The organism is Undibacterium parvum, from assembly GCF_003955735.1.
Classification (GTDB): Bacteria; Pseudomonadota; Gammaproteobacteria; order Burkholderiales; family Burkholderiaceae_D; genus Undibacterium; species Undibacterium parvum.
In genome coordinates, this window is the sequence record NZ_CP034464.1 from 4413299 (window position 1) to 4437229 (window position 23931).

Consider the following 23931-nt stretch of genomic DNA (forward strand, 5'->3'; position numbering starts at 1 on the left):
GGCCGCGGATTATTCGTAGTCAGGAATAGGGCGGAGCCGAATTCTATCCCAAGGGTAAAAATATTGTTTCATCGTACTCTCAATTTTTAGTTTTTCCGCGCTAGGCTAGAGTGGAGGTTAAAAAAGGAGCGTATGTTTTTTGAGTTCAAATCTTAATTTAAACAATAATAAATTCGCTAATAAAATAAAAAGGACTAGAATGGATTTAAGTTAATTTTACTAGGTAAAATGACATGCACACGCAGACAAGGAAGACCTCGTTATTAGTCGTAAGTATCTTAATAATACAGTGCAGTTATAGTGATGCGGCAGGGTTCGGCTCAGTAAGAGTGCAGTCCGGCCTGGGCGAGACGCTCAATATCAACATCCCCGTCTTAGGGGCTGAAAATAGCCCACAATGGTTTAACTGCGTCAAAGCGCGTGTTGAGTCTTTAGATGGGGCGCTGGCTATAGTGCCAAAAATTAGGCTTATACGCTCGGACCGAAATCCTTCCATTCAGCTAACTAGCATAGAGCATATCAATGAACCGGTGCTGACAATCGTAGTCGAGCATGGATGCAATATTGCGGTGCAGCGCAGCTATCAAATTTTGCTCGATCCGATTGCCTTGCTGGCAAATGTGGATGATGCGTATCAAACAGCTAGCACCGCGCTCTCAAACACAGATAGTTTGAGCGTCCCGAATTTATCGGCTGGCGCTGAGAAAGTCTCACGCTCAGACTCTAGACTGAAAAAGAAAAATGCCAAAATAAGCGAGGGTAATACTGCGGATATGGCAGAGTTGCCGCAAGTGGCGAAAAAAAAATCACCTAAACGCGCGCCCCGCAATGTCTTACACGTCTCCTTATCGGAAGAGCCCTTAGTCGCCCCGGTGGCGGCTAAAGTTGCGCCAGAGGCTTTACCTTTGGTGCTGACCCCGGCAATCACTTCCTCATCACCGATTAAGGCCGTCGGAGAGCTAACTGCGCAGGAAATTCCTTTGGCCGAGATGAGTAACTCTACCCAATTGCAAATTATGCGTAGTTTGCAATTGGAAATTGACGCGCTTAGAAGTGAAAATTCACGCATGTCTGAGCTGGCCACAACCGACCAAAATTCCTTGCAAACTGTGCGGACGGAATTGTTGGTCTGGATTAAAAGTTTGGGGCTGATACTACTGCTTTGTTTGGGCGCATTTGCCTGGTTAGTGAAACGTTTTCTGGTGCTAAAAAAGGATCAAAATAAAGCAGCATGGTATCCACAGGGAGGCACGTCTGACCCCAGTCCCGGACGCCCCCGCATACGCGATAGCGCCAGAGAGCGCGACACGATGGGTCCAAGCCACGCTGGTTTTATGAGTGAGTCTCAGCTAAATATTTCCAAATCAGAACGGACACTCGCTAGTGCTGCGTTTGCTCCACATAAAACCAATGGTACTAAACAGCAGGGCGCCTCGCCAACCTATGCGCAGCATCAAACGCTGCAGGAAGCTGCTGCAAATGATGCAGATGATTTGATGGATTTTGATAAGCCCATGATGCAGGCTAGTGTTTTTAAAGCGGAAGAAATTTCTGACATTATGGAGTTGGTCGGCGCCTGGATGGCCTTGCACAAACCGGTTGAAGTGCTTGAATTACTTGAGCCGTTTAACCATATTGAAGCGCCAGAGTCGCCTTTACCCTGGCTGTGTTTGCTCGATGTGTATAACAGCATTAACGATCAAGAAAAATATGAGGCTATTGGCGAAAGAATTATCCGACTTTTTAATGTGACTGTGGCTCCTTGGGATCAGCGCATGCAATATGGCAAGGTCACGCTCGCTAATTTCCCTCGTATCACCGATAAGATACTGGCCATTTGGGATAGTGAAGAACTTCCTCACTATATTCACAGCTTACTAGTCAATGACAGGGTGGGTACTAGGGTGGGGTTTGATCTCGCCATCTATCGAGATCTGGCCAGATTAGAGGCCGTCGCGCGCGACCCATTGCGTCCGAAAAACATAGAAGAAATGAAGCAATTAAAAGCGTGCGCGGTGTTGTTCACCAATGGCTTGCCCGAGGCTGTTCAGGACGATGTTGCGCTCGCTAAATCGGCAAGTGCTTCTGAAAGTAATAGAGCAATACCTAAACAGACCGCTGAGCATGATGCCAATACCTATCAATACGGTGGGCGCTATGATGGTTTTTCGAATGATAGATATGTAGCGCAAAAGATCCAATCTGAAAACGGTTTGCCTAGAGTCACGGAAGAGTTGAGTTTGGATGAGCCCAAGCTTTTCATGCCTGACGAGGAGCAAAGCACAGCGCCAGCTAGTAGCAAGATCGGTCTGGAAGCGATACGGGATTTAACGCAAGTCTCCGGTGCCGGATTGAACAAGCATTTTCAAGCGGAAACGGGAATACATATTATGTCGCCCATGGCGGTCAAACTAAATTTAGGAATTGCCTACCAGGATATTGGTGATTTCGAGGGTGCAAATTTACTGAGGGAAGAAATTATTAAAGAGGGGACGCCTGAGCAGGCAGATCTGGCAAAATTATTACTCTCATCCAAGGCTGCAAAGGATGCCTAATCTGCGATTTCTCCGGCCTGGTGTATCAGCTAAAATTTTAAGTTAATCACTGTTGAGTATGAGTTGGCGCAGATTCCAAGTAGCTGGTACATCTTGCGTTAAGGATGGATTGTGCATCTTGATCCCTTGTTCTAATTGGTTTTTCAAGCCATCTTCAAATGACATGAGTAGCCTATGCACTTGCCCGGCATCCGGCAGCATGGTGCCGAAGAAGATAATATTTTCTTCATGCTGAATTAAGATGGTGGGGAAGTTCTCTATATCTACCGCATCGACCAGATCGGCCTGATCCTCTATATCTATCCATGCAAAGCACTTATCTGGATGCTGCAATTGAAGTAAATCGAATTGCTGGCGATAGGCGCCACAAGTATCGCACCAGGCAGCGCATAAGCAGGCAACCAACCAGTTCTTGTTTTGTAAATTCGCCTTGATCACGGAAAGATCGGCCGTGTTTTCTTGAAATTTTTCCATATACTATTTTAACCTAACACTTCGCCCTTCAGTAGCTCTGCATAAGTTTGTCTCTGCAAGTACGCGTAAGGGGGGCTTGGCGCGGTAAAATACGTCTATGACTACATTACTTGCTATTGAAACTTCTACCGAACTCGCCTCTGTTGCCCTGCTAAACAAGGGCGAATTATCTATTCGTGAGCTAACTGGGGTGCAGACCCATTCGCAAGGCGTACTTCCTGCGATACAAGAACTGCTAAATGCTGCCGGTTTAAGCTTAAGCCAATGTCAGGCAATTGCTTTTGGTTGTGGTCCCGGCGCCTTTACTGGTGTTAGAACCACTTGCGGCATCGTGCAAGGCTTGGCATATGGCTCGGATTTACCGATATTGCCGATCATCAGCCTGCAAGCCATGGCGCAAGCGGCACGTGAGCAGAACAGTGACGCTGACTTTGTCTGTGTGTTAGATGCGCGTATGGCTGAAGTGTATTGGGCTCATTATCGTCTGCGTAATCAAGCTTGGGAACTGGTCAGTGAGCCTGCCTTGTCAGCGCTAGAGCTCGCGCTCGCCTATGCGGACGCACACGCGAGTGTCTTGGTGCTGGGGAATGGATTAACAGCTCCAGCTGAGACTGGCAGTATGAAGATCGTATTTAAAATGCCGCACGCTGCGCAAGTGGCGCAATTGGCTGCGGTGGACTTTTCGGATGGCAAGCAAGTTGCACCGGAAATGGCGCAGCCTGTGTATTTGAGAAACAAAATAGCCCTGACGACGATAGAACGCATGCAGTTAAAAAATTCATGAGTACAGCTCAATTTTATCGCCTGAGTTTTGCTGATGTTGATCGCGTATTAGAGATAGAACAGCAGCTGTATAGCCATCCATGGACACGCGGAAACTTCCATGACTCTTTGTATAATTCGCACGAGATGGTTGGTTTGCAGGATGCGAGTAATAATTTGATCGCTTACTATGTACTGATGCCGGTAGTCGACGAAATGCATTTGCTAAATTTTGCTATTTCCACTCAGTACCAGGGTTTAGGCTACGCCCGCAGCGTATTGGATCATCTGTGCGCCAGTGCCCGCGAACAAAAGTTTATTTCTGTATTGCTGGAAGTTAGGCTGAGCAATCTGCGCGCCATCAGTGTGTACACGCAGTACGGTTTTTCAGAAATAGGGCGACGCAAAGCCTATTACCCGGTTGCCGATAATATGCGTGAAGATGCGATCGTGATGCGCATGGAACTTTGAATGAATTCGACACTATGATGAATGACAAACGAGATTTTCTGCTCAGTGAGATGAGCTTAGGTCCGCTCTGGAAGTTGCGTCACGATGCGCCGATTCCAGTGCAGGGCGCTAGCGCTGTAGAACCGCCAGTCACACCAGTCACACCAGTCAACTCGGAGCCAGCGCCTGCGCCGCTTCAAAATGAAGATGAAACGGCGGCTTTCGCGCTCTTCTTGAACGAGGAAGCTCATCAAGATACGACTGAGCGCACTGAGTCGGCCGATAACGCTGTGCCGGTCGGGGTGGCGGATTTGCTGCCGGTGTTGGGCTTGCCTGATTTGCCTGAGATCGAAACACCGCAAGAACTCGCAACAAGCCCAGTCCCAAAGTCTGAACTTGATGCCGGCTTAGACTTGGCCTGGAGTAGCAGCGCCGCCGGTGAGGATCATGGCGTCTCCGCACAAGGCTCGGTCTCAAACGGCCAACTGATAGAGCACGCGGCTTGCCTGTGTGGTTTGTCAGAAAAGCCGGAGCAAGCTCTGTTCCGGGCTGACCGTGCCAAACCAGATTATCTATTCGTGTATTGCGATGCGGCCGGGGGCGCGCGTAGACATCAAGCGGCCGCTAGCGCCCAAGCGCTATTTGAGAATATGTTACTGGCGATGGGCGTGCAAAGGGGCGCAAAAGCGTATCTGAGTAATGTTTTGATTGCAGCACCGGAGCTGCCGCGCGGCAAAGAGGTGACGGCCTTGGCAGCTGAATATTCGCTATGCCTGCCATGCTTGCGTAGGCAGATAAAATTGATGCAGCCATCCGTGCTGGTCGCGCTCGGTAGCACAGTCGCGGGCGCGCTGCTCAGTACCGATACCGCAGCAGTAATGGCAATGCGCGGCGGCTTGCAGCAGTTTGAGGGCTTGCCCCTGGTCTTGAGCGATGACCCGCGCTATTTGTTGACCAAGCCAATCGGGAAAGCTCGAGTCTGGGCTGATCTTTGCCTCGCCATGAATTCGCTGGCTAGTAACTAGTAATTAGTAATTAGAGGCCATGGAAACTTACCAAGCGCGCTTTCATCATGAATGGCAGCATTTACAAGACGTCCATGTGCGTGCTCTGGCATGGATACTCACTTCGCCAGGCTTACTCGACAGCGCCTGCGAACTGTGGCGTGACAAAATCGTTGATCTGAATTTACCCGAAAAAAGTAAGCTCGATGCCTGGTTGCAGCAATTGGATAGGCAGCCAACCGCATTGCATGAAGCGCTAGCGCTGCACAAGCATAGGCGCCTAGGGCATTATGCGGAAAATCTTTTGGCGTTCTTCTTGCATCATCAAGGCTTGTTGTATGCACATGGTCTGCAAGTACATGAACGTGGTACCACGGTAGGCGAGTTTGATTTTTTATTGCATCAGGGTGAAGATCTTTTGCATTGGGAAATCGCCAGCAAATTTTATTTATTGGTGGCAGAGCAGGGTGGCGCTCGAGAGTCTGATCTGTATGATTATTTAGGGCCTAATCTGGCCGATACCCTAGGCAGTAAGATGGGGAAAACCTTTCAACAGCAGTTGGGTTTGGCGCAGCATCCCGAGGCGCAGAAACTAGTTCCGAAACAAGTGCTGGAGGCGCGCGCCCTGGTTAAAGGCTGGTTGTTTTATCGCGCCGAAACTATCGCTGCACCCGTCATCGCAGGCGTCGCGCCAGATCATTGCCGTGCCTACTGGTGGACTTTGGATGAGATAGAGCAGCTAGCGATACCCTATGCATTACTACTCCCCAGACTGGAATGGCTAGCGCCAGCGCAGTGTGAGATCGATGCGGTGATGGTGAAAGATGATTTGACAGAGGTGCTTAAACGCCACTTCTTGAGTGATCAGAGTCCAGTCTTACTGGCGATCATGAGCAAACATGGCAACTGCATGCAGGAAATTTGCCGTGGCATGGTAGTGCCGAATGATTGGCCTAGTCGCGCGCAACAGAAACGGGCGAGCCTAAGAGCGCAGCCCGTCATCTAATTAACAGCATTGGTATTGGCACACACTGATCGCTTAGTGTTTGTGCTCACCAATCAAGGCGATAGAATCGAATTCTCTTTGGTTGGCCTGATGTCTACGCATGACCATAAACATGGTAGCCGCCACGAAGAGGCCGAATAGGATGATCACCAGATGGATATTCATCTGAAACGACACCATTAATGCATACAATCCCAGCATCACCAGCACCGACAAATTCTCATTGAAATTTTGCACGGCGATTGAATGTCCGGCGCTCATCAATACATGGCCGCGATGTTGCAGCAGTGCGTTCATCGGTACTACAAAAAAACCTGCCAAAGCCCCGATCAAGATCAGTAAGGGATAGGCGACCCATACATTCGTCACCATGGTCATGGTGGTGACGACCAAGCCCATGGCGATACCCAAAGGCATCACCGATAAGGATTTCTTCAAAGGTACAAAGCGCGCTGCTCCGACCGCCCCCAGCGCCACGCCGACTGCGACCACACCTTGCAAAACGGCGGCTTTATTGAGTGGCATGCCCAGTGAGGTTCTAGCCCAGTCGAGTACGATAAATTGTAGTGTGGCGCCAGCCGCCCAAAATAAGGTGGTCACTGCCAGTGATATTTGTCCCAGTTTATCAGCCCATAAGGTGCGAAAGCAGCCGGCAAACTCTGTCACCATTTTGATAGGATTGCGCTGTTGACAGTCGTAGCGTGCACCAGTATCGGGTATGCGTAGATTGAAGGCTGCCGCCAGTGCATAACAACCGGTAATGACTAATAGTGCCGCTTCAGTGGGGGAGTCTATGCCGAAATCGAACACCGGGAAATCAAGGCTTAATAAAGCTGATGAGACCTTAGGATTAATCAGTGTGCCACCCAAGACTGTGCCGAAAATAATCGAAGTGATGGTCAAGCCTTCTATCCAGCCATTGGCAGCGACTAGTCGATCCGGCGGTAGTAGCTCGGTGAGGATGCCGTACTTGGCTGGCGAGTAAGCCGCCGCGCCAAATCCTACGGCAGCGTAGGCGAGCAAGGGGTGTACATCGGCGAACATCAATGCGCAACCGGCCACTTTAATCAGGTTGGTGACGAACATCACCTTGCCCTTGGGCAGAGAGTCGGCAAAAGCACCGACGAAGGCTGCCAGTAACACGTAGGACATCACGAAGAATAATTTCAGCAGGGGCGTCATCCAAGCTGGCGCATCCATGCTAACTAAGAGAGCCATCGCTGTGATCAGCAATGCGTTATCGGCCAGCGAGGAAAAAAACTGCGCTGCCATAATTGTGTAAAAACCGCGTTTCATTCGTTTTCTATACCTGTTACATAATGTCACCGAATGGCTTTATACCATGAAAATTCAGAAATACTCATGAAATAGAGCAAGCATTTCGTAAGATACTGTTTAAAATATCAGTATATTTTGCATTTTTAGATCTATCCTTCCAACCAGACTTCGACCATGGCCAAAGCAAAGACAAATTACACCTGTACCGAATGCGGTGGCATTCTGAATAAATGGGCCGGGCAATGTCCGTCTTGCCAGCAATGGAATACTTTGGTGGAGACCATCATCGAGGTTGGCGGCAATCGCTTTTCAAATACCCACCAGAGCTTGGCGCAAACCGCGCCTGTGCTCAATTTGGCAGATATTGAGACTGAGGATATTCCGCGCTTCGGCACCGGCATAGAAGAATTCGATAGAGTGCTTGGTGGCGGCTTGGTGCCAGGCGGCGTGGTCTTGATCGGTGGCGACCCTGGCATAGGTAAATCGACGCTCTTATTGCAGGCGCTGGCTAGCCTTTCCAAGCTCAAAAAGGTGTTGTACGTCAGCGGTGAAGAATCCGGTTCGCAGATTGCCTTGCGCGCCAAACGCCTGATGCTCGATGCCACCGATTTACATTTGCAGGCCGAGATACAGCTGGAAAAGATTCTTAATACCCTGGCCGATTACAAACCGCAGGTGGTGGTGATCGACTCGATACAGACCGTGTATTCGGATGCGCTCAGCTCGGCGCCCGGCTCGGTGGCGCAGGTGCGTGAATGTGCGGCGCAGCTCACGCGTATCGCCAAGGGCAATAACATCACCATGATCCTGGTCGGGCATGTCACCAAGGACGGTGCGCTGGCCGGGCCGCGCGTGCTGGAGCATATTGTCGATACCGTCTTGTACTTTGAGGGTGATACCCATTCTAGTTTTCGATTGGTGCGGGCGATTAAAAACCGCTTTGGCGCGGTCAATGAATTGGGCGTGTTTGCCATGACAGAAAAAGGTTTGAAAGGGGTATCCAATCCTTCTGCTTTATTCCTGTCGCAGCACGATACCCCGGTGGCTGGCTCTTGCGTGATGGTGACGCAGGAAGGCACGCGCCCGCTCTTGGTCGAGATCCAGGCTCTGGTCGATACCTCGCATGCACCCAACGCCAAACGGCTGTCGGTAGGCTTGGATCAAAATCGGCTGGCGATGTTACTGGCGGTCTTGCACAGACACGCCGGCGTCGCCGCCTCCGATCAGGATGTGTTTATCAATGCCGTCGGTGGCGTTAAGATCACCGAGCCAGCCGCCGATCTGGCGGTGCTACTGGCGATTAATTCATCGATGCGCAATAAGCCTTTGCCGCGCGGCTTAGTGGTGTTTGGCGAGGTCGGTTTGGCGGGTGAAATCCGACCCGCGCCACGCGGTCAGGAACGCTTGCGCGAAGCCGCCAAACTAGGCTTCTCGATTGCCATCATCCCCAAATCAAATGCGCCAAAACAAAAAATCGAAGGCTTACAAATCATCGCGGTCGACCGTATCGACGAGGCACTGAGCAAGGTCAGAGATATCGACGGTCTGCTCGAATAAGGCTTTAAGAGTTGCAATATACTCCCCGTGGTATGCGATTCCTATAGCCGCTTGCGCATAGGATATGCGGGCAAACGACCAATAGATGTGGATACTCCCCTTAAAAGTCTAATTTGGCAACTGTTCAGCCTGCTACTAAAATTATTGAAAACAAAACGAAAACCTCTCAAAGGAGACACAGAGGCACAGAGAAAAACGGAGAACTGCCTTGCTTTCCTCTGTGAACCTCTGTGTCTCTGTGCCTCTGTGTTGAGTGGTTTTGACTTTCTTCATAGCGGGCTGAACAGTAAGCTAATTTGACGTAAATTTTAGGCAAATCCTACGCAAATCCTACGCAAATTCTAGGCAAGTAAGCCGGTCAAACCGCTGGCGCGTAGGGTGCGGCGTTTTAAGGCTTCTTCAAACACCGATGCGACTGGTGTGACTAGGGTGAAATTGCTTCTGGCGCGGGTGATGCCGGTGTACACCAGTTCGCGACTGAGCACGGGCGATGCGACTTCGGGCAAGACCAGCACGGTGTGACTAAATTCCGAACCCTGGGATTTATGCACCGTCATGGCGTAGGCGGTCACCACCTCGCGCAGACGGGTGGCCAGTACGCTGCGTACTGTTTGCCCTTCTAAAAAGTAGACGCGTGGGGCGTCTGCGCGCAACGGATCGGGCAGGCAGATGCCGATGTCGCCGTTGTAAACCCCGGTACCGTGATCATTGCGTGTGATCATCACTGGCCGGCCTATATACCATTCGGTGTGACGCTTGATCAGTTTTTGGCTCTCCAGAGCGAGCTCGATGGCAGTATTTAAACCAGCCACTCCCCATGCGCCTTCGCGCACCGCACATAAGATACGAAAACTTTCAAAACGCTGGAGTAGTTGCAAGGCCCACAGCTCATGTTCTGCCACCAGACTGGCGGGATCTGCATAAACACGCGGCTGCTGGTTCAGCAGTGACAGATAACTGCGGTAACCGCCTTCCGCGCCGCTGCGACCGTTTAGCGCTAATTCCAAGATCTGTTTAGACTGAGCTTGTGTAATCCAATGCAAGTTGCTGCTATCGCCAGCGCGCAGACTAGCCACTGCGGCGGCGCTATTGCCGCTGTTGACCGCCAGTGCCAGTTTGCCGATAGGCCCACCGAAGCGCCGACTCTGGCGCAGCATCACGGTTTGCTGGCCCATGGCGGCAGCATCACCGCGGAACTGCGCAGGCAGCTTGACCCCGCAACTACTGCTCAAGTAGTCTAGCGTCTGATCGTTATAGCCGCCGGCCTCGGCATCCCGGCATAAGTCGCCGAGTACCGCGCCAGCTTCTACCGAGGCCAACTGATCTTTATCGCCCAGCAGTATCAACATGGTGCTGGCGGGCAGGGCTGCAAGTATCGCCGCCATCATCTCCAGATGTACCATCGAAGCCTCGTCCACGATCAGCACATCGAGATCGAGTTGATTGCCGCTGTGATGGGCAAACAGGCGGGTATCCGGACGCGCACCAAGCAAGCTGTGCAGCGTGCGCGCCGCACCCATACGGTTACTTAATTGCGCCAAGGGCAGGGCGCTGCCAACTTTATCACTGAGTTCTTGCAGCGCGGCGTCTATCGCTTGTTTAAGTCGGGCGGCGGCCTTGCCGGTAGGCGCGGCCAGTGCGATACGTAAATTTTCTGGTTTTGCAGCACTAGCGAACAGCAGCGCCAGTAAGCGCGCCACGGTATAGGTTTTGCCGGTGCCGGGGCCGCCAGTGATGATACTGAGTTGGCTACGCAGGGCAATCGCGCAGGCGATTTTTTGCCAGTCTGGCGCACTGGCACTCTCTGCACTTTCTGCACTTTTTGCACTGAGGTCGTTGCTATCAAACAGCTTATTGAGCCAGTGTTTGGCTAGCGCCAGATCGACTGTGCGTTGAGATCCTGCTCGTGCGCGTATCGCCTTTGCGACATTGCTCTCATCGGTCCAGTAACGTCGCAAATACAGTCGGTCTTGATCCAGCACCAGCGGCTGTTGTTGATCTGCTTGCGTCTGCGCTAGCCAGATGTGCGGGCAATTGCTGAGACGCGCACGCCATTCGTTCGATCCATTCGGGAGCGGCTGCGCTAGTTCCGCCAAGGCCTGCCATTGCGCGCTTTTCCAGCCTAATAAGCCACAAGGATCATCCGCTAGTTCCTGCAATATCAGGCAACTATGGCCGCGACCTTCGAGTTCTGATAATAGCGTGCAAGCCAAAAGTTGCGCCGGGTCTTGCATGCCCAAGGACGCCATAAAGCGTGCTAAGGCAGGGCCAAGCCGACGCAACACGCCAGCTTGTGCGAATTCGTCGAAGGTCTCAAACAAAGTCTGCAAATTGTCTGGAATAACCTGGAAAGTAGCGGCATTCGTGAGGTCTGCACTGCGCATCATAGACTCGCGCTTTCTGTAATAAATAAATTGTCGAGAGCGTCCAGCAGGCTGCTGTTGGCTGGCAACTGGTAACAACCATGCGTCTGGCTATTGTGTATGCCGCGCAAGAAAAAGAAGATCGCGCCACCGAGTTGGGTGTCTGGATCATAGTGCGCACCAAGACGGCTCTTTAGCAGCCTATGCAGCGCCAGTAGATAGATGGATCCTTGCACATCATAGCGATGCTGGGCCATCGCGCCTGCCAAAGCATCGTGGTGATAACTGGCATCGTCGTCACCGAGGTGGTTTGATTTGTAATCGAGCACCCAGTAGCGGCCCTGATGTTCAAACACCAGATCGGCATAGCCCTTGAGCATGCCGTGCAGTTGCCGCTCTGGCAGGGCAGGGCGCGCAATGCCGGCTAGTAAATGGCTTTGGCAGAGTTGGTCTAGCTCACTGGTGGCGAAATGCTCGCTAGGGAACCAGAATTCCATCTCGGGCAGGGTATGGTCTAACTCGAAATCGCACAGTGTGGCTGCGAGTGCGGGTAAGCGGGTGTTGGCAATTGCTTGTAGCCAGAGCGCGCTCTCCGCTTGCCTATGGCCCCAGCCCGCACGTTCACAACGCTCGCCTAGTCGCTGGGTAAAACTGGCGTGATGAACGATGTCAAAGCCTTCCAATCCCATCCATTCCAGTTGTTCATGCAAAAATTGTCCAGGTAGTGGGCCGCGTGGGAATTGATGCCAGGCCGAGTCTTGCGTGGGGCTAAATGGCGTGCGAATCAGCGCGCCAATCAGGAGCGTATTTTGAAGCTCTAAGTCAGGATTTTCTAAGAGTTTTTCTTCCTGCGCATGGCTGGCGAGCACAGGCTTGTTGGTGGCGGACATCGCCTTGGTGAGCGCGGTAAAACTGCTGACTGACCAATCGCGTTCAAAGCTGGCGCTAAATACGGGTGCGTCGATAAGAGCAGGTTTTTGATCGAGTTGCGCCAGCATGCTGAGCGGACAGCCTTGCTCCAGTGTTGCGATAGGCAAGATAGCGATCGCTGCGCAATCGCCGCGCAATTTAGCCAGCTCATCCTTTAAATCCGCCGCAGCGAGAGCTCTACCACCAGCAATCAGATAACCCAAAGCAGAATCATGAATCTTGTTTTTGAGCGAAGCGACGCCTAGCCATAAGGCATGGCGTGCGCGGGTGAGTGCCACGTACAGGAGACGCAGATCTTCTTCGAGACGGGCCGCCTCCACCTGCGCCAGGGCATCATTGCTTAAAGCCAGATCTATGTGAGGTGCGCCGTGCTCATCGACATATTCTAAAAAGCTGCGATTGCGGGTGCTAGCCGGACGGGCGCTGACCGCGAAAGGCAAAAATACCAGAGGATATTCCAGCCCTTTGGATTTGTGCACGGTAACCACCTTGACCAACTCGGCATCGCTCTCTAAACGTAATACCCTTTCGTCACCGCCTTCACTCTCATTCTCAATCTGCTCTGCCAGCCAGCGTATCACTGCTTGTTCACCATCGAGTTTTTGACTGACGCTTTGCAATAGCTCGGCCAGGTGCAGTAGATTAGTCAAGCGGCGTTCGCCACCGGCTTGTTGCAATAAGCGTGCTGGCAAGCCTAGATCGTGAATGAAACGTCTGAGCATCGCCAGGATGCCCTGACGTTGCCACAGGGTGTGCAAGCTCTTTAGTTGTTCTATTCTTTGCTCCCACAGCATATCGTCATCGACGTGGCTGGCCAGCGTCGCCAGTGTCAGCCCTGCGGTGGCGGTGGCAAAGGCGGCACGTCCCAGAGCATTATCTAAGGGATTCGAGACTGCGCGTAACCAGCGCAAGACATCGGCGGCTTCTTCACTTCGTATCACTGAATCTTTGTCGGATAAGTAGACGCTGGCGATCTGACGTTTTTGCAAGGCACGGCGGATGGCCGCAGCCTCATTGCGGTCGCGTACCAGGATCGCAATGTCGGCCGCCTGCAGACGCGTAAAACTTGGAACACCATCCACCACAGTCTGAAAGCCAGCCTGCGTATCGTTGAGTAGGTTGACGATCTGTTCAGCGCAAATATTAGCAAACAACTGGTAGTAGTCATTCTTATTCAGATCAGATTCGGCGCTAGACCAAAGCGTCAGGGCGTTCAGCGCGCCCTGGCTATCGACTAAGCTTTCGTTGCGACCCTGGCTAGCGACAGGCTCAAACGGCAGCGGATTATCGGTCTCGCTACGAAACTTGAAAGCACCAGAGCTAAAGCCGCTGTGCTCGCTATCGCCTTCGGCATACAAAAACAGTTGATTCACGGCCTGCACCAAAGCCACGCTAGAACGGTAATTCGTGCCGAGCAAATAATGTCTGCCGCTAGTGGCCAGACGCGCCGCCAGATAACTATTGATGTCGGCACCGCGAAATCCATAAATCGATTGCTTAGGATCACCGATCAAAAACAGCCCCAATTCCGGGCGGTTTTGTGCAACCTGGTACAGTGCATCAAAAATTTGGTATTGCTCGGGCGAGGTATCTTGAAACTCATCGATCATGGCCAGTGGATATTGCGCCACGATACGCGCACGCAGCGCCGCGGCATTGTCACCTGTGAGTGCCAGACGTAAGCGCGTCAGCATATCGGCAAAGCCAAACTGGCGTTTACTTTGCTTGAGCGTGGCGACTCGCGCCGCAATTGCGTGGGCAGCATGGCGTATCAAGGCAAACTTAATAGGTTCAATTTTGCCTAGCTCGGCCTTTAATGCGCTTAGCAGACCGAAAACTTCCGGTACCACTACGCTATGCCCCTTGTTGCAGGCGTCAACGATGCCATCAGGAGTGAGGCGAGTCCAGGCTTTATCAAACGCGTCTGGCATCAGGGCCAGCGGATCTTGCGCCCATTCCCGTAAAGAGGCGAACCAGGCTTGCACCGTTGCCGTTTTGAGCTTGACGCCGCTAAAACACTTGGGCGTCGCAGTTTGCTGCGCTTCTATCCATGCCTGCATGTCTTGCGCGCGTTCTAACCAGCCTTGCTTTAGTTCGCCCAAGATCGCGCCTTGTTCACTTTGCACGCGATGAATTAGCTGAGCCAAAGTCTCTTTCGGCACAGCTCCTAGTAACTCGCTCTTACCCACCAAAGGACGTATGGCATTTTCTAATGCGCTCACTTCATTCCAGTAACTGCGCAGCACCGCTAAGGTCTGGGTATCGAGTTGGTAGACCTGTTGCCGCCAATAATCGCGCACTGCATCTTCTAACAGAGCAGTTTCATCACTGAGTAATTCTTCATCAAACAAGCTGCCGCTATCAAACGCATGTTCGCGCAACATGCGCTGGCACCAGGCGTCTATCGTGAAGATGGCGGCATCATCCATACTCTCGGCTGCCAACATCAGACGGTGCGCCGCTTGCAGTCGCGCTTGCTCCGAGGTATAGGCCGCTATCAATTCGCACAGAAACACATCTTTGCGATCGGGCAGCGCACCGCGAAAACATTTTGCCGCATGCACCAGCCGCTCACGGATACGATGCGACAGTTCGCGGGTGGCGGCGCGGGTGAAGGTCATCACCAGAATTTCTGAAGGGAGTAGGGCGCGTGGGAATGCGCTGTTCGTTCCAAGCTCGTCCCCAAGTTCGCTGCCATGCCCGAGCACCAGGCGCAGATACAGGGCGGCGATGGTCCAGGTCTTGCCGGTACCCGCGCTGGCCTCTATCAGGCGCGAACCATGCAGTGGAAAATGCAGCGCGTCCAGCACTTGGCTGCCGTTGGCTTGATTTAGTTGCTGCTGGTGATTGTTCATGCTGCATCCTGGTCATCGTTGCTAGTACTGAGGTAGGCGTCTATCGCGGTGATGCCCAGCGCGCTTTGCATCCATGCGGCTAAAGCACCGTATAGTGTCAGCGAGCAAGACTCATAATCTGGCTCGCTGCTGAGCGCTGCGTAGTCTGGCCATAGTCTGGCCAAGCTGGCCTCTTCGACTTCGCCGCGTAGTTGATAACCACCCTCGTACACTTGCTGAGGATTGCCTGCCTGTGCCAGAGCCAGACCGGTTTTACAGGCACTAGGTAAGGGTCTATCCATGCCAGCGCGCCAGCAGGCGAGCAAAGTGTGCAGGGTCTCGATTGCTTCAGCTTGGGCTAAAGGTTGCATGCTGATGATGGCATCGCGTGCTAATAAGAAACCCATCACCGGGCGTCCTAATGCTGCCGCTGCCAATTGACTGAGCCAGGCGTCTATCAATTTCTCGCCGCGCAATTCGCCTTTTTTATTCGTGATCTTGCTGGAAATCTGGGTCAGGCTGACCACTTCGCCATTTTGCCCAGCAGTACTGCTGTGCATGCGCTCCAGCCAGCCGTCTAACTGTATCTCATCGATGATCAGATTGATCGCAACTTTCTCGGCTGGGTAAGGGTATTGCTGGCACAGCTCTAACCAGGCAGTGCGTACTGGCGTCAATGCATTCACCAACTGGTTTTGCCATTGGCTACCGATTAGTCCTACCGGCAATACGCCTTCGCGCCCCAGCTTGGCGGCACGTTTACTGAGCGTGTCGGCCACTTCGGCGATCGCTTCTGGCTTGCCTAAGTCGTCTAATAGACTATCGGCACGCGCATATTCTTCTAGCGCATTCAGGCCGAAAGGTTCTTCATCCTCGCCCAGGGTTTGCTCATCATTGAACATCACCCCCAGTCGCTGCCGGAAAAAATATTTCGCCGGTTGCTTGATAAAGCGCGCCAACTCACTGAGCTTGAGGCGATACCCCTTATCGACTTCAAATGCGGCTAATGTCTCGCCGCTCAATGTGGCATCGGGCGCGATGGGCTGACCTAAAGTGATCTCATGATGAGCATTGCGCCATTCTCTGGCGTAGGTGGTCAAGCCAGCTTGCTCAAAGTAGCGCCGGCTAAATGCCTGCAGCGCATGCTGGGTCGTCATTTGTTCGAGCTCGCAATCCCAGGCTGCCTTGAGGTAATCACGCAATTGCGCCACCAGCACCGAGGCCGGCTGTTCACTATTGTCACGAATATTTTTTCCTACCCAAGAGATATACAGAGTGTCGCGTGCGGCTAGCAGCGCCTCTAGCATCAGATACCTGTCATCGTGGCGGCGCGAACGGTCACCCGGGCGCGCCATGCCAGCTTGTGCCAGTAAATCAAAATCAAGATGCTGGCTGCGACGCGGATAATCGCCATCATTCATGCCTAGCAAACACACCACTTTAAACGGCACCGCGCGCATCGGCATGAGTGTGCAAAAAGTCACGCCGCCGGAGACGAACTGATGGTCTACACTAGGCTGGTCGAGCGCGCTTAGCCAAGCTTCGCGCATAACGCTCAGGCTAATGCTTTCCTCAAAACCAGCGCTGCGGCATGCCTCTAACCATTGCTGTAGCGTGTCTTCTAATTGGCCCAAAGTGAGGCGATCAGCTTCAGCGAGTTGGCTACCTTCAGTCACAAAGAAAGCGCGTAACAGCGCACGCGCACGTTGCCCCCAGAGCTCGGGAGTGGCGGACTGCGCCAACACTGCCCGCCAATGGATCAAACTCTCGATAAACTGCGCCAGCGATCCCGCTAGAGAGGCATCGAGGCCGCCGATTTCGGCGTAGGGCTGTATCCCGGCGTAACTTTCTGCATTGCCACTGGCGTAACCGAGCAACATACGGCGTATGCCAAAGATCCAGGCATTTTGCTCGCCAGTGGCACCTAACCCCAAGCCTTCGCGGTGGCTTTGATCCAGGCCCCAGCGTATCTCGGCGCCGGCGATCCACAGGCTCAGTTGCGGCAAGTCTTCTGGCCTCACGCCAAATCGGGTTGCCAGTGCCGCGACATCCAATAGATCACGCACCTCACTCTGGCGGCAACGCTGCTGCGGCAAGCGCAGTAAATAATCGAGTGCCAGCAATAGCGGGTTGACGCTACGGTCTTTGACGTCGGCGATGGTGTAGGGGATATGACGGGCATCGCGTTGCGGGTATTGCCCGAACACGGCGCGGATGGCAGCTGAGAATACCTCGATATCGGGCACCATCACCACGATGTCCCTCGGTCTCAGGGCTGTTTTTTGTTCGGCTAGCATGCTCAATAATTGATCATGCAAAATTTCGACCTCGCGCTGCGTGCTGTGCGCAACATGGAAAACGATAGACCTATCGTCGGCATTAAAGCCGGGGTGAGGGTGCTCGTTGAGCGGCAGCATATCGCGCACCGAGGCCTGCAAGCCGGCTAATAAAGTAGAGCCTTGCTCTTCGGTAAACAGATCAATGCGCAAGCTGCTGAAATTTTCTTGGGTGGCCTTGGCATTGTCGAATTCATCCAGCAAGCGCACAAAATCGCGCCCCATGCGGCCCCATCCCGCCAGCAGAGGATGGCTGTATGCATGCAACTGATCTAAGGGGATCGTTGATAGGTCCAAGCCTTTGCGTGCTTGCTGGCGCTTGTGCTGGGCCTTGAGCAGTTCGCGTCCTTCTATGATGTCGCCCCAATAAAACTGGCAAGGATTGGGTACTGCCAAGATCACCTGAGTATGCTTTGCCAAGGCTGCTAGCGCCTCCAGAGTTTGCTGCGGCATCGCCGAAATCCCAAATAACACCACCCGCCGTGGTAGCTTGCTGACGGGCAGTTGGCCGCTTGCCACTTGCTCAAGAAAACGCTGGTGTACCGTCACCCGTCCCAGAGCATCGGCTGCATCGTCGCTATTGTTGACAACGTCAGTCAGAATGGCACGCCACAGTTGCGCCTGCCAGCGCTGATCAGGCAATAAAGCTTTTACCTCTCCACTGGCGTTGCGCAAAACATCGCGCCCCTCGGCCCAGTCATTGAGCCAATCGGCGCGGTACACCTGATATTGATCGAGTAAATCGGCCAGACGTTCGGCCAATTGCAGGCGACGCTCGGGATTGCCGTCAGCTAGAAAGTGCCTGAGCGGTAAAAAATCATCTTGCTCCAGCAACTCAGGAATCAGGCGCATCAAACGCCAGGTCAGCGGTGCTTTATCTAAGGCGGATCGGCTGGGCACCTGATCGCGCCCTAACATAGCTCGATACACGCCCCACAAAAATCTCCCTGGCAAATCGATGCGGGTGGCAGCGCAGACGCCCAATTCTTCCGCCACGGCGATTTTCAGCCACTCGGCAATCCCGTTCGATTGCACCAAAAATAGCGCCTGCTCCAATGGCGCCAGTGGATGAAGCCGCAACCAGGCAAACACCGCGGCACGCAATTGTTCGAGCTGATTGCCATGCAGAATAATCAGACCAGGCGTGATAGTAGAAATTGGGACAGACATGAGGCTCGATTCAATAGTGTGGCTAGGAGGGGCAAAGTTTGGGATATTTTTGACTATTTAAATATCCGCCGGAAAATGCAGGGCGTAGCCTGCGCTACCACCCAAAAGCCAGTATTTTTGTAAGCTGCAATTTTAATCTATAGTCAACAAGTTCTATGCGTAAATATCCAGAATTCACATAAATAGGCATCATCAATACGGCATGCCCGCACACGCATACCCCATGCGGCTTAGCGGACAGGCAGGCTGGAAATGGAATGAACACCTTCCACCCGGATGAAAGAGTAACGGCAGTGCAATTGGGCAATAGTGAGAAAAAAAGAAGGATTCTCACAACCCAACGGCATCGATGTGCCAAAGTGGAGCTGTAACACCAAACCACTTGAGAGAAGGAGAATCCAAATGAATCATACCGTAGACGGCATCGACATTGCCAAGAGCGTATTTCAGTTGCACTGGGTTGATCAGGAAACCGGTGAGATTTTCAATAAACAGCTCAAACGCGCGAAATTTCTCGACTATTTTGTGAACCTAACATCCTGCCTGATCGGCATGGAAGCCTGTGGTGGTGCGCAGCACTGGGGCCGCAAATTGACGGCAATGGGGCATCACGTCAAGCTCATGCCAGGTAAAGCGGTCAAGGCTTTTGTGATGGGCAACAAGAATGACGCCGCCGATGCGCGTGCCATCAGGATGGCCGTACAGCAGCCTGGTATCAAAGCGGTGGCGCTTAAAACAGAAGCACAACAAGCGGTGCTGGCACTGCACCGGATGCGTCAGCAACTGATTAAATTTCGCACGATGCAAAGTAATGAACTGCGCGGTTTATTGATGGAATTTGGCGAAGTCATGGCGCTCGGTCGTGCCGCGCTCAATGCGGCTATGCCGGGTATTCTGGCGCGCCTCGATGAGCGTTTGCCGGCCTTTCTGATCGAGACACTACGCGAACGCTGGAACATGCTCAGTACCCTCGATCATCAGGTCGCAGACATTGAGCGACGCTTACAGACCTGGATGAAAGAAGACCAGGCCAGCCAAGACATCGCAGAAATACCCGGTGTGGGCTTAATCACCGCCACCGCGGTTGTCGCTACCGTGGGTAATGCCAACGTGTTCACCTCGGGACGGCAATTCGCTGCCTGGTTGGGGATCGTTCCCGGGCAAACTGGCACGGGTGGCAAGGTGCGATTGCTAGGCATCAGCAAGCGCGGCGACAGCTACTTACGCACGCTGCTGATCCACGGTGCCCGATCTGTTCTTGAGCATAGCAAGGAGCCGAGCGCCTGGTTACAAGGGATCAATCCGCGGCGGCCAAAAAATGTCGTGGTCGTGGCACTGGCGAATAAAATGGCCAGGACAATCTGGGCAATTCTGGCGCACGGAAAAAAGTATGATCGTGGGCATGTCAGTGTCAAACCGGCCGACTTACCCACCGCGGCGAGCGTTCATGGTCTTGTGATGGACCACGCCCGCCGCCGTGGATAAGTATACGGCATTGCATGACTGAGTTTGAGCTCCAAAAGGAGTCAGTGGTAAGGCAAGACAAAGAAGTTCATAGTTTGCGTAAGGCTATTTTAGTGTGATGGCAAATAGGTCAGACCGTGATTCACCAAACCTGTATGCGGGTTAGGGCTAACAGCCCGTCCTGGAAATGAGGCGTGAGTCAGCAGATTCCATCGGGGCCCGCAGGGTATTTACCTGCACTAAGGCCGGATATAAAACTGCAGCTTTACCTATTTAATAAAACATAAAAAATACCTTGGCAAATGGAAGGTGTTCATATAAACCCGCATGGAATATGCGCAGTGGCAGGGTGCGAACGGATTCCTTACTGCGCAAATGCAACACATTGACGCGATACGCAAAGATTGCTCTTTACTGAGCTTGGCATGTTGGTATCGTGGTACCAAATACGCTAGCGCAAGGCCCGACCCCGTTTCTCCAATTGACGAAAGCCACTTAGTCAATTGGCAAGGGCTAGTTAGAAAGTTTTAAGCTTGAACTGGTTTGAGTTTTATAACGAATGCATCCAATACACCAATAAATGTCGTCAAAACATTGGGCTTAACTTCGTATTCCAATTCACGTCCACGCCGCGAGACCAATCTAGCGAGACAACCAAGCAGACTCCACGGGTATTTTGGGTGGCCGTTTTCCAGTTCCAAATGGATTAGGTTTCCAGCGGAAAGTGGCCTCAGCGTGGGAAGCCCATCGATGCAAACGAAACCAAGGTTAGTTTCGGAAAAGTTGCACTGGCGATTCATCAAGCTAGGGATCGGTGATGAGACCAAAATGTCAAAAATTTCATCAAAGGTTTTCAAGACAACTGTGAAATCAGGATAGACCAGTGGAAAAGAAATAATCTCGATTGGATCCAATTCGAGATTGGACAGATTTGAGGCCGCCCAATACAGTTGTTCCTGTGAAGCGTTTTTTTGGCGTAGGATTAAAATCTGTTCGTTTGCCCAAGCTTGCAAAACTCCTGTAGGCGCGACCTTCGTCCCAGAGTCCCTCTTCGCGGACGTCGGTTGGTTTTCGAAATAGCCTAAATATCCTCCTGCGCCACGATTCGTATTGTTGGTCAATCCTCCGATTGCGTCGGTCGTTAAATACTTTAATCCGTTGTGAGGCGGCAGGTCTATTAGCGCAGCGCACCCAACAATTCGCCCTTCGAATTCAATGCACCTTATTCGCTCAAAGTTCTCACAAACGTATTTGGCAGAGGCGTCAACAGGCGAGCCTAGGACGTCGGAAAACGTCATATCGATTATCCACTCTCGGACTTTATCCTGCGATCTGAGCGAATTGATGTTTTCGTGTACCTGTCTCTGAGATTCGCCTTCGATTTGAAGTGCAACTGATACGTCAAGACCAACTGTAATTGCGGCAAGATAGTTTTTTAACGGTACCCGCAGCTCAATCGGCTGCCCCTTATTTATCAGTCGATCCTTTACCGCTTCGATTGGCTCGTCGACTGTAATGCAAACGCGTGTGGAAAACGCGGCATCAAAGCCGTCGCCTCCACCTTTCGACAATATGGGCCGCAACGTTAGTCCATCGGGGAAATTTAGCTTCGTGACATCAGATATCCCGTCACTATACAGCCGACTCAAAACAGAAACTTCGGACGCGACCATAAATACCGAATAAAAGCCGATGCCAAATCGCCCTACAGGCTTGAAATTTGACGATCTCAAGCCGGGAAATTCAGATTGAACCAGGTCAGAAGCCCAAAATGAAGTACCAAAGTCAAGGAGTGACCCTACCATCGTTCGCTGTGACATGCCCACGCCGTCATCCCAGATTTCGATAACCGTTTTGGATTCGGATTTACGCGCAACCTTTATCAGAATTCGCCCGTTGAAATTCGCCGCTATCGCCATACGGGCCCTTATGGCGTCCCGCGCGTTCTGAATAAGCTCTCTGATTACAATTGCAAAATTGTCGCCTTCCCCGTACAGCTGCTTGCCCCCCAAATCGTTTACTAATTTTTCCAAATTACCAACGTGAATTTTCGCGGCTGTCGGCGTCCAATCTTGCGTTCTGACAGAACGGCTCAGTTCCAGAGGGGACTCGGCGCCAGTAACTTTTCGCATCCGAAATTGCGGGCTTTCACCTTCACATTGGGGGCGCGAGGCCAGAAGGTCATTCGATGACTTTATTTCCGAGTCAATTAGGACTATCGCGTCGTAAGCAACCCACCACGCTTTCGCATCTTCCGGATGAAATGAACTCATCGACGTGATCAGCAAGCTGCTATTGGACGAATCTGACGTATCAACGCTTGCCCTACCCAACCAGTTTTGCGCCTTCCAATGGTTTAGGGAAACCCCGCTTTGGCGTGTCAACGAAAATAGAAAATCAGGCGCGCGGCGTTCGTCGATATGGGCAGCGTCCGCGCATCTCAATAAACATGCGATCTTGATTGGATCGACGATCCAGCCAATTGGCCATGTTCCAGGTGGATTGAATTGCGGTGGTAATTTTCTTTTTACATCTTCAATGCTCCAGTTGTGACTAGCGGCAATTTGTCCAATTAATGAACCGTATCGACTGCGTAGCTCTGGATCTTCGATCAGAAAGAACGAAAGCATTCCGTTATTGCCCGGCCACTCGCGCACGCCGAGAACTTCTGCTTGCCTGGCATGCAATGACCTCATGGCGGCAAAGTCGCAGGACTTCTGGATCTGCTCTTGTATTGCGCCATTTCCCTTGCTGATTTCGGCGGCGTACGCGTCTTTCCAAACAACAGTGTCTCTTACGGCAGCTATTCCGCCGTCGTAAGCTTCGGAACAATGTGCCGCATCGTGTAAAAGAATAGCTCCGCCTAGGACAAATGCCTCCATTGCATTCAGAGGATACGTCGGCCCGGCAATCAAACTCGCGGTCTCCCACAGCGCGTCTAGGTGCGTAACGTCGTGGATTGTTAGCTCCGGAAATTGAGTCGCGATCCTTGATGTGAGTGCCGAGACGTTGTTGCGGAAGCGTGAAATCGTGGCACGCAAGATCTCTTTTTTTTGATCGGATTCATGGTCGGGGCCAGCTAGGCCAATACTATTTTTCCAAAGACTGGTGGCTTCGATATAAGGGGTCATGGCTGTGTCCTGAATCTATGTTTGAAATGAAGGTTTTTGGATCTTGCGGCGCAACAACTACTACGTGCCAGTGTTTTTACAGAAGGCTCGCCGAAACAAAAAATTCACATGCTGACAATAAAAATGGAGTGCCGTCCGACTCATATGCGGGATACCCGAGCAAATCCATTTATGTTGACGTTTGGTCAGCTATGCTAGTATGTCCTACTTGTTAATTTAATTAACTATTTTAACATGTTTTTGCGAAGAAACTTTATCGTTAAAGATGAGATGAATCTTTTAAAATCAAATAATTGAATGAGCGGCATCGAATGGGCGGGGTCAAGTCTTGCGATGACAATCAGGTGATCTGATCACAGCGATTGAGCTTGGCGTAAGGTAAATCGTAGAATAGTAGGCACGGTTTTTGTGCTCGCTCTTTCTAATTTTGTATGATCCGACAGTGACTCAAATTATGATTTAGGTTTGGTAATGTTGCATATCAAGACTTGATCCCATTTTTCCATTTTTTTCCAATAGACTAAGGACTTATGTGGGTGTCTTGCAATAATAAGGTTTGGTGTCTGACTAGTCGTTATTATTATCACTAGCACTAAATTGAAAAATTCCAGACTTCA

At 51.9% G+C, this 23931-nt stretch carries 13 protein-coding genes; 7 read left to right on the forward strand and 6 right to left on the reverse strand.

Going from position 1 to position 23931, the window contains the following annotated elements:
* Positions 1 to 233: 233 nt before the first annotated feature.
* Positions 234 to 2555: a FimV/HubP-related protein gene (locus EJN92_RS19285; RefSeq protein WP_126129317.1), complete on the forward strand. Its 2322-nt coding sequence runs from the start codon at positions 234 to 236 to the stop codon at positions 2553 to 2555.
* Positions 2556 to 2597: 42 nt separating this feature from the next.
* Here the strand turns inward: EJN92_RS19285 and EJN92_RS19290 are convergent, their stop codons facing one another.
* Entirely contained in the window at positions 2598 to 3029 is a 432-nt protein-coding gene (locus EJN92_RS19290) for a thioredoxin family protein (RefSeq protein WP_126129318.1), read from the reverse strand.
* Between the two features lie 97 nt (positions 3030 to 3126).
* On the opposite strand from EJN92_RS19290, the gene tsaB reads away from it, so the two are divergent.
* The 4 genes from tsaB to EJN92_RS19310 are packed head-to-tail and all read left to right on the forward strand — an operon-like array spanning position 3127 to position 6251.
* On the forward strand, positions 3127 to 3813 hold the full coding sequence (tsaB, locus tag EJN92_RS19295) for a tRNA (adenosine(37)-N6)-threonylcarbamoyltransferase complex dimerization subunit type 1 TsaB (protein ID WP_126129319.1): 687 nt from the start codon (positions 3127 to 3129) through the stop codon (positions 3811 to 3813).
* Positions 3810 to 4262: a ribosomal protein S18-alanine N-acetyltransferase gene (gene rimI / locus EJN92_RS19300; protein WP_126129320.1), complete on the forward strand. Its 453-nt coding sequence runs from the start codon at positions 3810 to 3812 to the stop codon at positions 4260 to 4262. The genes tsaB and rimI overlap by 4 nt, the downstream gene beginning before the upstream one ends.
* 17 nt (positions 4263 to 4279) lie before the next feature.
* Positions 4280 to 5266 carry a uracil-DNA glycosylase family protein gene (locus EJN92_RS19305; protein WP_170174922.1) on the forward strand — a complete coding sequence of 329 codons (987 nt, stop codon included), beginning with the start codon at positions 4280 to 4282 and terminating at the stop codon, positions 5264 to 5266.
* Between the two features lie 19 nt (positions 5267 to 5285).
* Positions 5286 to 6251: a DUF1853 family protein gene (locus EJN92_RS19310; protein ID WP_126129322.1), complete on the forward strand. Its 966-nt coding sequence runs from the start codon at positions 5286 to 5288 to the stop codon at positions 6249 to 6251.
* 33 nt (positions 6252 to 6284) lie between these two features.
* Here the strand turns inward: EJN92_RS19310 and lplT are convergent, their stop codons facing one another.
* A complete protein-coding gene (lplT, locus tag EJN92_RS19315; protein WP_126129323.1) occupies positions 6285 to 7547 on the reverse strand; it encodes a lysophospholipid transporter LplT in 1263 nt (420 codons plus the stop codon).
* A 156-nt stretch (positions 7548 to 7703) separates the two neighbouring features.
* Between lplT and radA the strand changes: the two genes are divergently transcribed.
* The gene (gene radA / locus EJN92_RS19320) at positions 7704 to 9086 is read left to right on the forward strand and encodes a DNA repair protein RadA (protein WP_126129324.1); all 1383 of its coding nucleotides are present in this window, start codon (positions 7704 to 7706) and stop codon (positions 9084 to 9086) included.
* A gap of 341 nt (positions 9087 to 9427) precedes the next feature.
* Here radA and recD read toward each other — a convergent pair whose 3' ends face one another.
* From recD to recC, 3 genes are read right to left on the reverse strand one after another with little or no spacing between them, the layout of a single operon-like run.
* On the reverse strand, positions 9428 to 11473 hold the full coding sequence (recD, locus tag EJN92_RS19325) for an exodeoxyribonuclease V subunit alpha (RefSeq protein ID WP_227869612.1): 2046 nt from the start codon (positions 11471 to 11473) through the stop codon (positions 9428 to 9430).
* On the reverse strand, positions 11470 to 15234 hold the full coding sequence (gene recB / locus EJN92_RS19330) for an exodeoxyribonuclease V subunit beta (RefSeq protein WP_126129325.1): 3765 nt from the start codon (positions 15232 to 15234) through the stop codon (positions 11470 to 11472). Before recB ends, recD begins: the two co-directional genes overlap by 4 nt.
* Entirely contained in the window at positions 15231 to 18719 is a 3489-nt protein-coding gene (gene recC / locus EJN92_RS19335) for an exodeoxyribonuclease V subunit gamma (RefSeq protein ID WP_126129326.1), read from the reverse strand. The genes recB and recC overlap by 4 nt, the downstream gene beginning before the upstream one ends.
* Positions 18720 to 19121: 402 nt before the next feature.
* Between recC and EJN92_RS19340 the strand changes: the two genes are divergently transcribed.
* Positions 19122 to 20204 carry an IS110 family RNA-guided transposase gene (locus EJN92_RS19340; RefSeq protein ID WP_227869613.1) on the forward strand — a complete coding sequence of 361 codons (1083 nt, stop codon included), beginning with the start codon at positions 19122 to 19124 and terminating at the stop codon, positions 20202 to 20204.
* 506 nt (positions 20205 to 20710) lie between these two features.
* Here EJN92_RS19340 and EJN92_RS19345 read toward each other — a convergent pair.
* Entirely contained in the window at positions 20711 to 23314 is a 2604-nt protein-coding gene (locus tag EJN92_RS19345) for an HD domain-containing protein (protein WP_126129327.1), read from the reverse strand.
* Positions 23315 to 23931 lie beyond the last annotated feature (617 nt).

What these genes read in the sequence shown, in the direction of transcription:
- EJN92_RS19285 (WP_126129317.1), top strand. Translation starts at nt 234, where the DNA reads ATGCACACGCAGACAAGGAAGACCTCGTTATTAGTCGTAAGTATCTTA.
- EJN92_RS19290 (WP_126129318.1), bottom strand. Translation starts at nt 3,029, where the DNA reads ATGGAAAAATTTCAAGAAAACACGGCCGATCTTTCCGTGATCAAGGCG.
- tsaB (WP_126129319.1), top strand. Translation starts at nt 3,127, where the DNA reads ATGACTACATTACTTGCTATTGAAACTTCTACCGAACTCGCCTCTGTT.
- rimI (WP_126129320.1), top strand. Translation starts at nt 3,810, where the DNA reads ATGAGTACAGCTCAATTTTATCGCCTGAGTTTTGCTGATGTTGATCGC.
- EJN92_RS19305 (WP_170174922.1), top strand. Translation starts at nt 4,280, where the DNA reads ATGAATGACAAACGAGATTTTCTGCTCAGTGAGATGAGCTTAGGTCCG.
- EJN92_RS19310 (WP_126129322.1), top strand. Translation starts at nt 5,286, where the DNA reads ATGGAAACTTACCAAGCGCGCTTTCATCATGAATGGCAGCATTTACAA.
- lplT (WP_126129323.1), bottom strand. Translation starts at nt 7,547, where the DNA reads ATGAAACGCGGTTTTTACACAATTATGGCAGCGCAGTTTTTTTCCTCG.
- radA (WP_126129324.1), top strand. Translation starts at nt 7,704, where the DNA reads ATGGCCAAAGCAAAGACAAATTACACCTGTACCGAATGCGGTGGCATT.
- recD (WP_227869612.1), bottom strand. Translation starts at nt 11,473, where the DNA reads ATGATGCGCAGTGCAGACCTCACGAATGCCGCTACTTTCCAGGTTATT.
- recB (WP_126129325.1), bottom strand. Translation starts at nt 15,234, where the DNA reads ATGAACAATCACCAGCAGCAACTAAATCAAGCCAACGGCAGCCAAGTG.
- recC (WP_126129326.1), bottom strand. Translation starts at nt 18,719, where the DNA reads ATGTCTGTCCCAATTTCTACTATCACGCCTGGTCTGATTATTCTGCAT.
- EJN92_RS19340 (WP_227869613.1), top strand. Translation starts at nt 19,122, where the DNA reads ATGAATCATACCGTAGACGGCATCGACATTGCCAAGAGCGTATTTCAG.
- EJN92_RS19345 (WP_126129327.1), bottom strand. Translation starts at nt 23,314, where the DNA reads ATGACCCCTTATATCGAAGCCACCAGTCTTTGGAAAAATAGTATTGGC.